This window comes from Liquorilactobacillus nagelii DSM 13675, from assembly GCF_019444005.1.
GTDB classification, from domain to species: domain Bacteria; phylum Bacillota; class Bacilli; order Lactobacillales; family Lactobacillaceae; genus Liquorilactobacillus; species Liquorilactobacillus nagelii.
In genome coordinates this window covers 1515198-1529924 of the sequence record NZ_CP049304.1, presented here as the reverse complement: position 1 = coordinate 1529924, position 14727 = coordinate 1515198, and the positions used below count along the sequence as shown (strand labels likewise).

General features: G+C 35.1%; 17 protein-coding genes and 1 pseudogene. 14 read left to right on the top strand and 4 right to left on the bottom strand.

The window, feature by feature from the left end; translation table 11 throughout:
- The first annotated feature begins 597 nt into the window (after positions 1 to 597).
- The 9 genes from G6O73_RS07750 to G6O73_RS07710 all read left to right on the top strand — a co-directional run bounded on the left by G6O73_RS07750 (position 598) and on the right by G6O73_RS07710 (position 8098).
- Complete coding sequence (locus tag G6O73_RS07750; protein WP_057885073.1) at positions 598 to 1980, top strand: glycoside hydrolase family 1 protein; 1383 nt, start codon at positions 598 to 600, stop codon at positions 1978 to 1980.
- Positions 1980 to 3437 carry a PTS sugar transporter subunit IIC gene (locus G6O73_RS07745; protein ID WP_057885072.1) on the top strand — a complete coding sequence of 486 codons (1458 nt, stop codon included), beginning with the start codon at positions 1980 to 1982 and terminating at the stop codon, positions 3435 to 3437. The genes G6O73_RS07750 and G6O73_RS07745 overlap by 1 nt, the downstream gene beginning before the upstream one ends.
- Positions 3438 to 3473: 36 nt before the next feature.
- Complete coding sequence (locus tag G6O73_RS07740) at positions 3474 to 3806, top strand: PTS sugar transporter subunit IIB (RefSeq protein ID WP_057885071.1); 333 nt, start codon at positions 3474 to 3476, stop codon at positions 3804 to 3806.
- A 27-nt stretch (positions 3807 to 3833) separates the two neighbouring features.
- Positions 3834 to 4142 carry a PTS lactose/cellobiose transporter subunit IIA gene (locus G6O73_RS07735; RefSeq protein WP_390624801.1) on the top strand — a complete coding sequence of 103 codons (309 nt, stop codon included), beginning with the start codon at positions 3834 to 3836 and terminating at the stop codon, positions 4140 to 4142.
- A gap of 58 nt (positions 4143 to 4200) precedes the next feature.
- The gene (locus tag G6O73_RS07730; protein WP_057885069.1) at positions 4201 to 5064 is read left to right on the top strand and encodes an ROK family protein; all 864 of its coding nucleotides are present in this window, start codon (positions 4201 to 4203) and stop codon (positions 5062 to 5064) included.
- 52 nt (positions 5065 to 5116) lie between these two features.
- A complete protein-coding gene (gene manA / locus G6O73_RS07725) occupies positions 5117 to 6079 on the top strand; it encodes a mannose-6-phosphate isomerase, class I (RefSeq protein WP_057885068.1) in 963 nt (320 codons plus the stop codon).
- A gap of 60 nt (positions 6080 to 6139) precedes the next feature.
- A complete protein-coding gene (locus G6O73_RS07720) occupies positions 6140 to 6364 on the top strand; it encodes a hypothetical protein (protein ID WP_057885067.1) in 225 nt (74 codons plus the stop codon).
- A gap of 64 nt (positions 6365 to 6428) precedes the next feature.
- Positions 6429 to 7301 (top strand): ROK family protein, encoded by an 873-nt coding sequence (locus tag G6O73_RS07715; RefSeq protein ID WP_057885066.1) that lies wholly within the window; start codon positions 6429 to 6431, stop codon positions 7299 to 7301.
- Between the two features lie 74 nt (positions 7302 to 7375).
- Positions 7376 to 8098, top strand: coding sequence for a GntR family transcriptional regulator (locus G6O73_RS07710; protein ID WP_057885065.1), 723 nt, complete (start codon positions 7376 to 7378; stop codon positions 8096 to 8098).
- A gap of 45 nt (positions 8099 to 8143) precedes the next feature.
- Here G6O73_RS07710 and G6O73_RS07705 read toward each other — a convergent pair.
- From G6O73_RS07705 to G6O73_RS07695, 3 genes and pseudogenes are all read right to left on the bottom strand, one after another.
- Positions 8144 to 8242: pseudogene (locus G6O73_RS07705) on the bottom strand (recombinase family protein); the annotation flags it as partial.
- 169 nt (positions 8243 to 8411) lie between these two features.
- Positions 8412 to 9278 carry an IS3 family transposase gene (locus G6O73_RS07700; protein WP_336512544.1) on the bottom strand — a complete coding sequence of 289 codons (867 nt, stop codon included), beginning with the start codon at positions 9276 to 9278 and terminating at the stop codon, positions 8412 to 8414.
- A 2-nt stretch (positions 9279 to 9280) separates the two neighbouring features.
- Entirely contained in the window at positions 9281 to 9541 is a 261-nt protein-coding gene (locus tag G6O73_RS07695) for a transposase (protein WP_057885727.1), read from the bottom strand.
- Positions 9542 to 9676: 135 nt separating this feature from the next.
- Between G6O73_RS07695 and G6O73_RS07690 the strand changes: the two genes are divergently transcribed.
- From G6O73_RS07690 to G6O73_RS12810, 5 genes are all read left to right on the top strand, one after another.
- Positions 9677 to 9877, top strand: coding sequence for a hypothetical protein (locus G6O73_RS07690; protein WP_057885728.1), 201 nt, complete (start codon positions 9677 to 9679; stop codon positions 9875 to 9877).
- Position 9878: 1 nt separating this feature from the next.
- Complete coding sequence (gene tnpB / locus G6O73_RS07685) at positions 9879 to 10211, top strand: IS66 family insertion sequence element accessory protein TnpB (RefSeq protein ID WP_202813146.1); 333 nt, start codon at positions 9879 to 9881, stop codon at positions 10209 to 10211.
- A 78-nt stretch (positions 10212 to 10289) separates the two neighbouring features.
- On the top strand, positions 10290 to 11813 hold the full coding sequence (gene tnpC, locus G6O73_RS07680) for an IS66 family transposase (protein WP_057885730.1): 1524 nt from the start codon (positions 10290 to 10292) through the stop codon (positions 11811 to 11813).
- Between the two features lie 226 nt (positions 11814 to 12039).
- A complete protein-coding gene (locus G6O73_RS07675; protein WP_245002950.1) occupies positions 12040 to 12951 on the top strand; it encodes an IS110 family transposase in 912 nt (303 codons plus the stop codon).
- 12 nt (positions 12952 to 12963) lie between these two features.
- The gene (locus G6O73_RS12810; RefSeq protein ID WP_315972226.1) at positions 12964 to 13257 is read left to right on the top strand and encodes a transposase; all 294 of its coding nucleotides are present in this window, start codon (positions 12964 to 12966) and stop codon (positions 13255 to 13257) included.
- A 161-nt stretch (positions 13258 to 13418) separates the two neighbouring features.
- On the opposite strand, the gene G6O73_RS07670 is transcribed toward G6O73_RS12810, so the two are convergent.
- The gene (locus G6O73_RS07670) at positions 13419 to 14669 is read right to left on the bottom strand and encodes an ISL3 family transposase (protein WP_148126304.1); all 1251 of its coding nucleotides are present in this window, start codon (positions 14667 to 14669) and stop codon (positions 13419 to 13421) included.
- Positions 14670 to 14727 lie beyond the last annotated feature (58 nt).

Sequence of the window (14727 nt, the reverse complement as noted above, 5' to 3'; positions counted from 1 at the left end):
TAACTAAGCCTTTGAAAAATTAATTTTTTTCAAAGAAGTTAAAGCATCTTCAAAAAGAGATTTGTTTAGCTAGACCAATTCTTCTTTCTGATAAATTTGGTGTCTACTGAGCAGTGTGTAAATCACCCTAACTAATTTTCGTGCTATTAATGCGAGGGCGCGCTTGCGCGGTGATCGGATTGCTTTTTGTAGCGCTTTGGCTAATTTCTCAGGCTGGGCAAATTTGCCATGTCCTTTCTTCAGATTTGTCAGGTTTCCTTTTGGACACCGCATGATAATCTCTAATTACGACCATTAAGTTCAACCTCGCAAAATATAAGTATTCATAGGTCTAAGTATTCATAGGTCAAAGATTAAAAACTGCATTTGGTTCTGCTCGAATCAATAAAATCAGTTGATCAATACAGCGTGTGGTTCGAACTTTAAGTGATCGTCTGGGCGGCGGTCTAAACAAGTAATTGTCCTACAAGGAGAAAAAAACCTATACCAGTTGATCAAAGCCAATGACAATTAGAGACTAACATGTGGTGTCCAAAAAACAAGTATATTTAGGAAAAGATTTGTAGCTTATAAACATATAATACGAGGAGGTTGTTTATGCCGAAAGTTAGAAGATTACCACAAGATTTTTTTTGGGGAAATTCAGTTTCTAGTATGCAAACCGAAGGAGCATGGAATGAAGGAGGAAAAGGAAAATCAGTTTATGACGTTCGAGATGCCACCGCAGATTCCTCCAATTGGAGAGTGGCTATTGATGAGTATCACCGATATGAAGAGGATTTAGATTTATTGAAAGGCATGAATATGAACATGTGTCGAATTCAAATTTCATGGTCAAGGATTGTTCCTGATGGTGATGGAGAATTTAATGAGGAAGGTATTTCGTTTTATGATAATTTAATCAATGCTATGATTTCTCGTAATATTACACCAATGATTTGTTTATATCATTTTGATATGCCGTTAGCCTTGGCTGAGAAAGAAAATGGTTTCATGTCGCGTCATACGGTTGATGCTTTTGTTCGCTTTAGTAAAAAAGTTATTGAGCATTTTGCTGATAGAGTCAAGTATTGGATTACTTTTAATGAACATAACTTATATTTTACTGATGAAGTTTTTAACATCTCTGGATACCTTAAAGGTTCAAAGAGTTTGAATGACATGTATAGGATCTTTCATCATACAATGTTAGCTCATGCAAAAATAGATAAGTTTATACACAAAAATTTTGACACGTTAAAAATTGGTGGTATGTTGGCATATACCCCCATTTATCCTGAAACATCTAAGCCAATTGATGTTTATTGTGCAAGAAAAATAGATGAATTTTTAAATAATAATCTCACTGAAGCATACATTAATGGGATGTATTCTAGTGAGGTACTGCAATTTATCAAAAATAAAAAGATTAACTTTGATTTTCAAAAAGGAGATTTTGATATTCTTAATAAAATGAAAGCAGATTTTTTATCATTTAGTTATTATAGGTCTGCTGTTTTGAATGCTGATAAAATACCTAATAATGTTGCACCTAATCGGTATTTAAACTATGGCTTTGAGGATAATCGATTTTTAAAAAAAACAGAATGGGGTTGGAACATTGATCCGTTAGGTTTTAGAAACATAATTACAAGTTTATATAATCAATATCATATACCGGTTTTTCCGATTGAAAATGGTATTGGTATTCGCGAAAATTGGAATGGAAAAGATATGATTCATGATGATCAAAGGATTAGTTATCATCGTGAACACATTAAAGCCATGAAAGATGCAATTTTTTTGGATGGAGCCAAGGTCCTTGGTTATTTAGGCTGGGGATTGATTGATATTCCGAGTTCTCATGGGGATATGGAGAAACGTTACGGAACAGTATATGTTAATCGATCAAACCATGATTTAAAAGATTTAAAGAGAGTCCCTAAAAAATCGTATTATTGGTTTAAATCTATACTTGAAAAAAATGGAGATGAACTTTAATGGAAAAAGGAACATTTAATACTTTTGTTAATAAAAGAATAATGCCATCAGTAATGAAATTTGTTAACACAAAAGCAGTAAAAGCTTTACAGGACGGTATGATTTACTCATTGCCCTTTATCATTATTGGATCAGTTTTCTTAATTCTTTCAAATTTTCCAATTCCTGCAGTTTCTGATGCGTTAAGAAATTCAGGATGGTCAAGCTTTTTTACACAAGCTTACACAGCAAGTTTTGGTGTACTTTCAATTTGGGCAGTTGTTGGTATTGCTTATGTTTATGTTAGAAATGAAGGTTATGAGGCTTTGCCCGCTGGTTTGACTTCCTTATCAGCATTCTTGCTTATTCAATTAATGTCAATTGATAATCCATTAGTTGCAACAATGGGTAAAAGCGGAAGCGGTATTACTAACAGTGCTGGAACCGTCATAATGAGCGGAAAAGCAGTTGCAGAGAATATTGATAAGTTACCCCATGTTCTTCAAACTTTTCTATCTTCACCAGTTACTGGTGTGTTAAATATTACTTGGCTTGGTGGACAAGGTATGATTGCTGCTATTATCGTAGGGTTATTAACTGGTTGGTCATATTCAGGTATGTTGAAGAAGGGGTGGAAAATTACTTTACCTGAACAAGTACCTGCTAGCGTTGCAAAACAATTTACAGCAATGATTCCTGCTGGAGTTATTTTAACAACATCTATGCTAATTTATGCGGTATTTAAAGCATTTTTAAATACAGATTTAACACAATATGTTTATAAACTATTAGAAATGCCTATGCAGGGGCTTTCAGACTCACTGGTTGGTGCATTGGTAATCGGATTTGCTGTTTCATTTTTCTGGTTCTTTGGAGTTCATGGTGGCTTAATTGTTGGAACAATTGCGGGTGTTTTTTTATTGCCTAATACAGCGGCAAATGCAGCACTGTATCATGCAGGAAAGCTGACCCTTGCTAATGGTGCTCATATTGTTACTAATGAATTTTATAATAATTTTATTAATTTGACTGGATCTGGTATTACTATTGGACTAGTTATTTTCACTCTATTTGCAGCTAAGTCCACACAGATGAAAACTTTAGGGAAGATTGAGTTAGTTCCAGCTATATTCAATATTAATGAACCATTTTTATTTGGATTACCGTTAGTTATGAATCCGTTTTTAGCAATACCTTTCTTTTTAACCCCTGTTGTTGTTGCATTGTCAACATATTTGATTATCTATTTTGGAATTGTTCCACCTTTAAATGGAGTTGCAGCGCCTTGGACGACCCCAGCAGTATTATCAGGGTTTTTAATTGGAGGCTGGAAAATGGCTATTTGGCAATTTGTTACTTTAGTTATATCAACTGCAATTTATTTTCCGTTTGCAAAAAAATACGATGCAATTCTTTATAAGAAAGAAATGGATAAACTCGCTTCTGAGAAAGCTGAAAAACAAGAAGTTGCAGAATAAATTTATAATACAAATTGTTTGGGAGGAATATTTAAAATGTCAGAGAAAATAATAATGTTAGCTTGTTCAGCCGGAATGTCTACTTCACTACTTGTTTCAAAAATGCAAGCAGTAGCCAAAGCACAAGGTAAAAAATATAAAATATTTGCAACTTCGACAGCTGATGTCGACAATCAATTAAGCAAAACGCCACATCCAGATGTTTTATTATTAGGTCCACAGGTTTCTTATATGAAAGATGATATTAAGAAAAAAACTGATAAAGCTGGCATTCCTATGGATGTCATCAATATGCAGGATTATGGCATGATGAATGGAGCGAATGTATTAAATACGGCAGAAAAATTGTTAAATAATCATATTAACTAGGGGGATAGCAAGTTGAATGATGATGTAATGAAAGTAATAATGGGGTTAATTATGGAAGGCGGGAATGCTAAATCTTTCGCTATAAAAGCTATTAATGCAGCCAAGGAAAATGATTTTGTTGAAGCTGATAAACAAATAAAAAAATCAGAAAAAGCTTTAGGGAATGCACATAATATTCAAACAAATATGCTAACTAAAGAGGCCCAAGGAGAGCATACAGAGGTTAATTTATATATGGTTCATGCTCAAGATTGGTTAATGACGGGGATTACGTTTAAAGATTTAGCAAAAGAAATTGTTGAATTGTATGAAAATTTAAATCAAAAAAATAAATAATTTAAATGGAAGGGTTGAACATATTCAGCTCTTCTTTGAATAAGAAAGGAATTTTTTCATGTTTGGCGCAATAGAAGCAGGAGGTACAAAATTTGTTTGTGCTATAGGCGATCAGAATGGAAATATCATCAAAAAGGTTAAATTTCCAACTAAGACTCCTAAAGAAGTTATCCCAAAGATTGGATCCTTTTTTAAAGATTATAATCTTCAAAAAATTGGAGTAGGATCGTTTGGACCAATTGGTGTTAACATTGAGCAAGACAATTATGGATATATATTAAATACACCCAAAAAAGGATGGAAAGAATTCAATTTTTTATATGAACTCAAAAAAAATTTACAAGTTCCCATATTATGGACAACAGATGTCAATATAGCGTTATACGGTGAAATGAAACATGGAGCAGGTCAAGAATTTAAAAATCTTGTATATTTAACGGTTGGAACTGGAATTGGCGCTGGGGTAGTTAATCATGGTAAGTTTTATTATGGTGCTTCACATACAGAAGTTGGTCATACTTTACTAACAAAGTTACCAGATGATTCCGATTTTAAGGGAACCTGTCCTTATCACTATGACAAATGTGCTGAAGGACTGGCAGCAGGGCCAGCCTTACAGCAAAGAGTTAATGGGGAAGCCACTCAACTAGAAAAAAAATCAAAAATATGGGATCTTGAAGCAGAATATTTGGCCCAATTATGTCATAACGTGACTTTATCATACGCACCACAGCGCATTATTTTTGGTGGAGGTGTTATGCATAACGAACAACTTTTTCCCAAAATTAAAAGAATACTAAGGAAATACTTAAATGGATATTATGAAATCAAGGATTACGATAATTATATAGTTCCAGCAGAGTTGGGTGATGATGCGGGCATTATTGGAGGAATATGTCTGGCTGCAAACAATAACAGTTGAACTAATAGACTTGGGATTCGATTAAAAATATATTAAATAAGGAGAATATAAAATGAGTGAAGCAATTTTTTTATCCCCAGTATTCCATGAAAAAATTTGGGGTGGACGTGCATTGGAAAAAGACTTTGGCTATAAATTACCACAAGGTAAAATAGGTGAATGTTGGGCAATATCGGGTCATCCACATGGAACTAATACTATTAGTAATGGAAAATACAAGGGACAGTTGTTATCTAATATATACATTGATCATCCTGAATTATTTGGGAAACCCAACAACAAGGTATTTCCTTTACTAATTAAATTTCTTGATGCGGAGGCGAGTCTATCTGTACAAGTTCATCCTGATAATGCATACGCTAAGAAACATGAGAATGAACTTGGAAAGACTGAGTGTTGGTATGTTTTACATGCTGATGAAGGTGCATATCTAATTTATGGTCATACGGCAAAAACACGTGAAGAACTGAAAGTAATGATTGAAACTGGTAATTGGGATACTTTGCTAAAAAAGAAATATGTTAAAACTGGAGACTTTGTTTATGTTCCAAGTGGAACAATTCATGCATTGAATAAGGGAATTGAAGTTATTGAAATACAGCAAAGTTCTGATACGACTTATCGTTTGTATGATTATGACCGAGTGGAGAAAAAAACTGGGAGAAAACGTGAGTTGCATTTACAACAGTCAATTGAAGTAACAACCGTTCCGTTTAAAACCCCAACTTTAAATATTGAATCAAAAAAAATAGGTTCAACAACAATCACAGCTTTGGTTGAACCACCAATTTCACCATACTTTTCAGTTTATAAGTGGGATATTCAAAGTGAGTTAGAGATGGATCGAGGAACTAAACCATACATTTTGGCATCAGTAATTAATGGAAAAGGTAAGCTAGAAGTTGCTGATAAAATTTATGATATAAAAAAGGGTACAAACTTTATTTTGCCTAATAATGTTTCAAAATATAAGTTAACCGGTGATCTGTCAATCATAGCTTCTAATCCAGAATGAAGCTTTTGTTTTTTTCAAGTCTGGTTTAGTAAGTATCTAAATTTGAGAGGATTATTCGTTATGAATAAAGTCAAAAGTTTCAAAATGAATGAACACACTTTTATGGTGTGCAACGATGGAGGACCCCAATTAAAAATTACAGTTGATGGAGGTCCAGCAGCGAAAGGTTATTTTTTTAATGATGTTATGCGTTTCCCCAAGGGAATTCAACTTGGGAACGACTTGGTAACAGAGCTAGAATTTGATCCACAATCATGTAAGATTATTAAGGATGTTATGAATTAAAAATTAACGGGAATTTCACTTAACTATATAATGAGCTCTTTATTCAGTATATTGGGAGGAAAACTTGAAGAGATTAGTTGCTATAGATATTGGTGGTACAACTATTAAATTTGCACTTTGGGAGAATGAAAAATTAAATAACTTTACAAAAACTAAAACCCCTGATAATTTATCTGACTTTTACAAAGCTTTAAAATCAGGTCTTAAAAAGGTTGCAAACGATAAAAGTATCGACGGGGTTGCAATCAGTTCACCCGGTGCAGTGAATAAGACAACAGGAATTATAGAAGGCGTTTCAGCTGTATCCTATATTCATAATTTTAATATACGAGAGGAATTAAAAAAAATTTTTAAGTTACCCATCACCATAGAAAATGATGCAAATTGTGCGGCTCTGGCAGAGATAACGGATGGTGCTGGTAAAAACAATAATAGTATAGTTGTAATTGTAATTGGTTCTGGTATTGGAGGTTCTGTAGTAATTAATCGCAAAATTTGGCATGGATATCATCTTTTAGGTGGAGAATTGGGTTATACAATAAATAACAGCAAAGAAATGAAGACTCTAAGTACAATCGCATCACCAGTAGAGATAGGAAAACGATATTCGAACATGATGAATCAAGACTATTCTGGTCAAGAGGTTTTAAGACTAGCAAAAAAAGGTGAACTCAAAGCAAAAGCAGAAGTTAAAAATGCTGTCAGTGCACTTGCTCAAGCGATTTTTAATATTCAATATACATTAGATCCAGAAAAAGTGTTAATAGGTGGTGCAATTTCCAACGATAGTTTTTTTATTGAACTTATAAAAAAAGAAGTTTGTCGCATTAGTTCAACCACTAAAATAGCCTCTTTGAATATTCAAGTTTCTGCATGTAAATATTTGGAAGAAGCCAACCTGCGTGGTGCAGTTGTAGACTTTTTTCAAGAACCATGATTTAGCACCCCTTAGGAATCAATGATTATATGATATAATTCACATTGAAGACTAAGTTGGAGTGTAAATGTGAATTGAAAGAAAAAAAATATCAACTAATAGCAAACGAAATTAAAAAAAGAATACTAAATGAAACTTACAAAGCTAATGAACTAATGCCTGAACAAGGGAAACTAGCAAAAGAGTTTGGAGTTAGTAAAATAACCATTAAAAAAGCCTTGGATGGTCTTGCGCGAGCAGGCCTGATTTATAAAAAATCAGGTTTAGGTACTTATGTTTTAGGGCAAACTTTAAAAATGGGGAAACTCGACTCCCCCGCGAATGCTTTCGACGGATTGTACCACCAACAAGGAAAAGAACATATAAAAAGTAAAGTAATATTATTTGAACCAGAATTTCCTAGTGCTCACGTAGCCCAAAAATTAAACATTACAACTACTGAATTAGTTTATAATATTAAAAGATTAAGAATTATTGATGGCATGCCCTTTATCCTTGAGCATACCTATATGCCTGTCTCAATTGTTCCCAAATTACCTTTAGAATCGATAAAATCTTCAATATATAGCTACATTCATGATGAGCTGAATCTTAAGTTTGGTGGTGCGTTTAGAAAAATACATTCTGATTGGTCTAATCAAGATGATGTCAAATATTTAGAAACCAATTTAAAAGTTCCGATGTTAGAGGTTGAACAAGTTGTTTGGTTAGCAAATGGTAAGTATGTGGAATATTCTAAAAGTAGAAATGTATTTAACACTAGAGCAATTACAGTTGTTGACATTAATAATTTTTAAGATATAAAACATATAAGTATTCTTGTGAATTTGATGTTCAAAAAATTATTTTAAATTTTCTTCTGTATGAAATTTTTCAATCCGATATAAAGTAACAGGGGCAATCCCCAACATTCTGGCAATCTGTCTCTTAGTGAGATCAGCTTTGCCAGAATTTTTGGGTCTCCGTCAAACATCCTAAAGTAAGAGGTATCAAGATTGTGACGACAATCTTGATACCTCTTTTACTATACTTAAATTGAGGTTGAGGTCGTCAGTAAGCGATAGCTGAGTGGATCTGAGTCAAGTTTTTAGACACGATTACGTAGAATTTCTAACTGACTAATTGTTCTTTTTCATCTGGAGTTAAATAGCCATCGGCACTAATGATCCGCCGAGAATTATAAAATCCTTCAATGTAACTAAACTGAGCCAAATTGGCTTCATGATAGTCTTTGTAAGTCCGTTGGTAAACCTCCTCCTTCTTGAAGCTGGCATGAAATGACTCCACCACAGAATTGTCATACGGATAGCCACGTTTACTGTAAGAGTGCCGGATAGCGTGTTGCTTCAATGCTGTTTCAAGGGCAGTACTTCGATACTGGCTGCCCAAATCAGTATGCAGAATCAAACCAGCCTTGACAGTTCTAGTTTCACAAGCTTGATTAAGTACGTTGACAACCAACTCGGTTGTCATGTGTCGGCTTAATTTATGAGCGATAATTTTGCGAGAATACAAGTCCATGATGGTTGCCAGATAGCACCACCCATCAGTTTTGGTCGGAATATAGGTAATATCAGCAGCCCATTTTTGATTAGGTTTGACAGCTTTAAAGTCTTGTTTTAACAAATTAGGGTAGGTCATTTGGTCAATATAGTTGTTGTGCTCATAGCGCCACTTTTTGACGACAATTGACCGGAGGCCTAGGTGTCGCATCAGCTTTTGAACCAGTTTCAAACTGGCATGATAGCCCTCACGTAAAAGTTCCTCGTGAACTTTAGGAGCGCCATAAACCCGCCGATGATCAAAGTAGATGCGTCGGATTTGCTGGTATAAAACTTGGCGCCGCTTAAACTGTTCGGGCTTAGTCTGGTGCTGGTACTGATAGTAGGTTGATCGACATAAGTGCAACATCTGACAGACTTCTTTAACGCTATGCGCTGATGCCGTTACTTTAATAGCTGACTGCCAATCTTTGATACTTACTTTTTTGCGAATATGGTTAATGCTTTTTTTAGGATATCGTTTTCACTTTCCAGCCTGGCAATTCTTGCCTGCATTTCTAACAAGTCGGCCTTGGAGACCCCGGTGTCATTATCTTTCTTGTACAAATCATTCCATTTATAAATGGTGGCACTGGCAATCCCATATTCGCTGGTAAGATCAGTGACTGATGTCCCGCTTTCATACAGCTGAACGATCATTTTCTTGAATTCGACAGAATATCTCTTTCTTTTGCTCATAAGACACGATCCTCTCTAGTAGAAATTCTACCAAATCGTGTCTATACTTTCATCCTAAGTCCAGAGATGGCGGTCTGTTTTAATCGAAAACCTCTTGTTATACTTGTCCCATCAAATATTGTAGGAGGTATTTTTATGAAATTAGAAGACGTTGTTGCAGTTAATTTGGTTGATCATCATCCTCAAGGACCAGTTCGCCCATTACGTGAGATGGCAGCTAGAATTATTACCAATGATATTGAAATCCGAGTCTATAACGGTGCTTCACGTGAAATATTGAAAAGCTTGAATATTTATCTTTGGAATCGAGACAATCATGTTTCCGAACATAAATGAAATGAAAATCTATCTTGTTTGCGGTAAAACAGATTTACGCAAAGGGATAGATGGCCTCGCGGCTTTAGTTTTGGAAAATTTTGACTTGGATGTTTATGATAATGCCATTTTCCTTTTTTGTGGTACACGGGCAGATCGTTTTAAAGCTTTATATTGGGACAAGACTGGATTTGTACTTTATTACAAAAGAATTGATAATGGACATTTTCAATGGCCACGCAAACAAAATGAAGTTTGTAACTTGCGCCCAAGCCAACTTCGTCGGCTTTTATCAGGTTTAGCTATTGAGGAAAAGAAAACAATCAAACCTGGGACAAAGGGAATATTATTTTAGCCTGTCACTCTAGGAATGACAGGCTTATTTCTGTATAATAAAGGATGTGGTATTTGAAAACTAAAGGAGGTGAACCTAATGGACAAAAAAGATCAAGAAATTAAAAAGTTAAAGGAACAGATTTCTTTATTAGAAAAACAACTTGGCGAATATAAAGAAATCCTTGATCAGTATAAACGGATGATCTTTGTAAAAAAAACAGAAAAATCTGAATATATTGACCCACTTCAAATGAACCTTTTTAATGACAAGTTTGAAGAAACTCAAAACGAAGTTAAAGAAGTAACAGTTAAAGAACATAAGAAAAAAGCTTCAAAATCAGGAAAGCGTAAGCTTGACCTTTCTAAATACCCTCATGAAGAAGTTCATCATTCATTAGAAGGAATAGATTGCGTATGTGATGAATGTCATGCGAAGTTACAAAAAATTGCAAGTAATTTTGTTAGGCATGAAGTTGTAGTTATTCCTGAACAAATTAAAGTTATCGATCATTATCAGGATGTCTATAAATGTCAGCACTGTAAGAATAATTTTCCAATGAAGCTTAAAAAAGCTAATATGCCACGTTCTCTTTTAGCACATAGTCCGTTAGCTTCACCTTCGGTCATCGCACATATTGCCGCGATGAAGTTTTTTTATAAATTACCCTTGTACCGACAAGAATTTTGGGGAAGATTCCATGGGATTGATTTGCCTAGATCACAAACATCGCATTGGATGATTAAAGTTTTTGCAGAACAATGTGAGCCTTTATATGAGTATTTGCGAAAACAATTAATGGAGCTACGTTATATCCATATTGATGAAACTCCATATAATACAATTGAATCAAAAAAGGCCAAAACCTATTATTGGGTTTTAGCATCCGGAAAATATGAAGGGAAACAGATAGCTATTTATCATCATCACGATGGTCGAGATCAAGCAACTGCGATAAAACTTTTAACTGGTTTTAAGGGAGCTGTTCAAACGGATGGCTATGCAGCATACAATTTTATTGATAGTACCAAACATCTTGGATGTTTGGCGCATGTACGTCGTAAATTTGTAACTGCATCTCAAGTGGGCTTAACGAAGAATTCTAGATCAATTAGTGCTAAACTCGTAAAAAAATTTGATGAGATAACTTTCCTGGATAATCAAGGAGTTGAGCTCGAAGAAGAAAGAAAACAGCGACGACAAGAAATAATTTTCCCCAAAATGAAAGCTGTTTTTGATGAGATCAGCAAACTGATTATTTCACCAAAATCTGCATTGCATCGAGCTCAACAATATGCCCTTAGTCAGGAAAACCGAATCATAAATACTTTGAAAGAAGGATATTATGAACTGACTAACAATCGTGCAGAGCGCGTTGTTAAAGAAAGCGTAATGGGGAGAAAAAACTGGGAGTTTTCAACAACTTTTGCAGGTGCAAAAGCCAATGCGATCGCATTAACGTTGATTATGACAGCAAAATTAAATCGTTTGAATCCAGAAGCATATCTCTATCGGATTTTGAAAAAATTGACAGAAGTTGACAGCTTAAGTAAAGATGCACTTGAAGACCTAATGCCTTGGAATCTAAAATCCGACTTTTCTAATCAGGAATTACTATATTAAACTGAAAAAAAGGCCTACGTACCAATAACCTAAGATCATTATACGATTTTAGGCTATTTGTGCATAGACCGCCATCTCAGCTATCGCTTACTCAGCTATCGCTTACATCAATTCCGAGTGTCAAACTGGCCCAACAACGCGTAGTGAACAGTTAGATTTAGGATGTGGGTCCTTGAGATCGAATATAGAAAATGAACGAATCTGCGAAGTTGTTGCCTCAAAATATATGGAAGGTGATAAAGTGCACGTTTTAGGTATTGACGTAAGTCGTGGAAACAGTAGTTGTGCCCTTTTGCACGATCATACAGTTGTTAAGGAATTTCGGATTGTTCATAATAAGTCTGGATTGGCGAAGCTCAAGTCAATAATTACGAGCGATTCGCCAGTCATGGCGGTATTTGAAACAACTGGTATTTATTCTAGAGTTCTGACCCGTTTTTTCATCGATGAAAGAATGAATTACCTTGAAATAAATCCTTTGGAGTCATCAATTCGCATGGCAGGGCTAAGAAGACAGAAAACGGACCGTTCAGATGCAGTTAAATTAGCGCTCTTGGGGATTGATCAGAAGTTACTTATTCATGGTCGTAGACCATATCCAAAGCCATATGAACAACTTCATTTAATGGCGCACCGCTATCTGGAAATAACTAAAGAGAGATCCCGGATTATCAATCATTTGCATGCTGCACTTGATCAAACATTTCCCGAGTTAAACGATATATTTAACCCAATTCGATCAGTGCTCGGGTTAACTTTTGTTAACCTCTTTCCACATCCTGATTTTTTAACAGGTTGTATTCCAGGAACGATGGTGAAACAAATCATTGGCTTGGTAAGTCCTAAAATCCATTCGGATTTAATTGTACGTAGATGTAAAGAAGTCTGGCAGGCCGGCCAATTATCATATCCGGCACAACCTGCAGACTCATTTTTAATTAGCCAAATCCGTGGTTATTGTGGAGAGATTCAGCGATATAATCAGGACCATGACTTATTAAAGCGCCAATTGATCACTTACGCGAAAACTTTTCCGGAGTTTAAAATCATTGCGAGTATTCCTGGGGCGGGAGAAATATCAACGGCCCTGTTACTAGGCTTTACAGGAAAAATAGCGAGATTCCCAAGCTATAAGTAACTAAATGCTTACATTGGAATAGATTTACGACGAATCCAATCCGGAGGATTCAAAGAAGCTGACCGGATTAATCGGAGAGGTCAAAGTAGTGCCCGTTACATTATGTTTGAAGTGATCAGATCCATGCTTAGAAATCAAGCACGTATTGATAATCACATTGTGGATTACTACTATAAGCTAAAGAAAGGACCACATCCTAAACCGGACATGGTTGCCATGATTGCTTGTGTGAATAGGCTTGATAGGACGATTATGAATTTGGTCCGCACAAACCAAATTTATAATTACGCGAGAACCTCCCATTAAGCTGACTATTTAAATACTAGTACAGTTGATATTTATGACAGCTTTTTTCTGTCAAAAAGCTATCACTGTTTAGCGTACTCTTTTTTAAATGAGTTGATACTTGACATCATATTAGAAATCGTATTGGTGAAGCCATGAAGTCCTCTGAATAGGGGGCTTCTTTATTTTACAATTAAAAGAGTTCTGGCATAAAAATGATCCATGTTTTTGAATCCGTAACAGATCCGTTTAAGTGCTTTGATTTTACGATTGATTCCTTCGATAGGTCCATTGGAAAGTGATGATTCACAGCTATTTGAAATATATTTTAGATTTTTCTTTAGGGTTGTAATTGAAGTATCCATTGGAGATTGTTGTTTTTGGTAATTAGTTAAAACTTGTCTGAGCTTTTTTGAATCTTGTTTTTTAATTGCTTCTTGGATTTGATGAGCTGTTTCATAGGTGTATTTAAGCTTTGAATTAGTACTAAGCCCTAAATCAATCAGGTTCTGTTGCGTCATATATTCGTTAAGCCCTCTGAAGTATTGTGTTTTTGAACGATTGATTTTTTCAGTATCTTGATGAAACAAACGCCAATTGATTTTTAAAGCTTTGTAAATCCGACTATGCTTATCGCTTTGTTGCTTTAAAATTGTAACCCTAAGCTGATCGAAAGCCCGATTTACCAATTGAACAATGTGAAAGCGATCAATAATGATTTTAGCATGCGGGAAAAGTCGTCTGATGAAAAGCTGGTAATTGGCATTTAAATCAATGACAACCGATTTGACAGCTGAACGTTCCTCTAGAGAATAGCGATTTTCAAAGTAAGCACAAATATTTTTAGACAAGCGGTCATCAAGAATTGAGATCAAATTGTGTTTTTTGGCATCGATGGCAATAAATGAATACGATCTGGCAACTGATTTGAATTCGTCAAAACAAAGATGTTCAGGAAGTTTGGCTAGGCGCTGAGGTCTTTGAAAATCATGATATAAAATCCGTGTAACTGAACTAGGAGAGATCCCGACTAGTTTGGCAATCGTCGTAACAGGGAGTGATTGTTTGGCTAATTTAACAACAGCAGATTTGAGACCTCTGGTAAGAGAATGATTCTTTTCAACGATTGGAGTGTTGGCACCACAAGTAGTCTGACAAGATTTACAAAAATAACGTTGTTTTCGCAGATACAATAAAATCATTGGGCCATTGAGTGTCGGCAAACGGAGTTTTGTCAAAGTAGTACCATTTTTAATCAGCGATGCAAAACCACAGTGAAGGCAATGAGAAAGTTGATAGCTAAGGCGAGCATAGATCGCCTTGAAATGATAAATAACGCCAGATCTAACCGTTCTAAGGTCCTCAACTTTAAAAAAATTGATATTTGAGTCTTTTATTTCGAGTAAGCGTGCGATAAAATTTAATTGGGACATGGTTTTTCCTTCTTTCGATTGGGTTTAGTCACTTAAATCGTATCATAGGATGCCATGT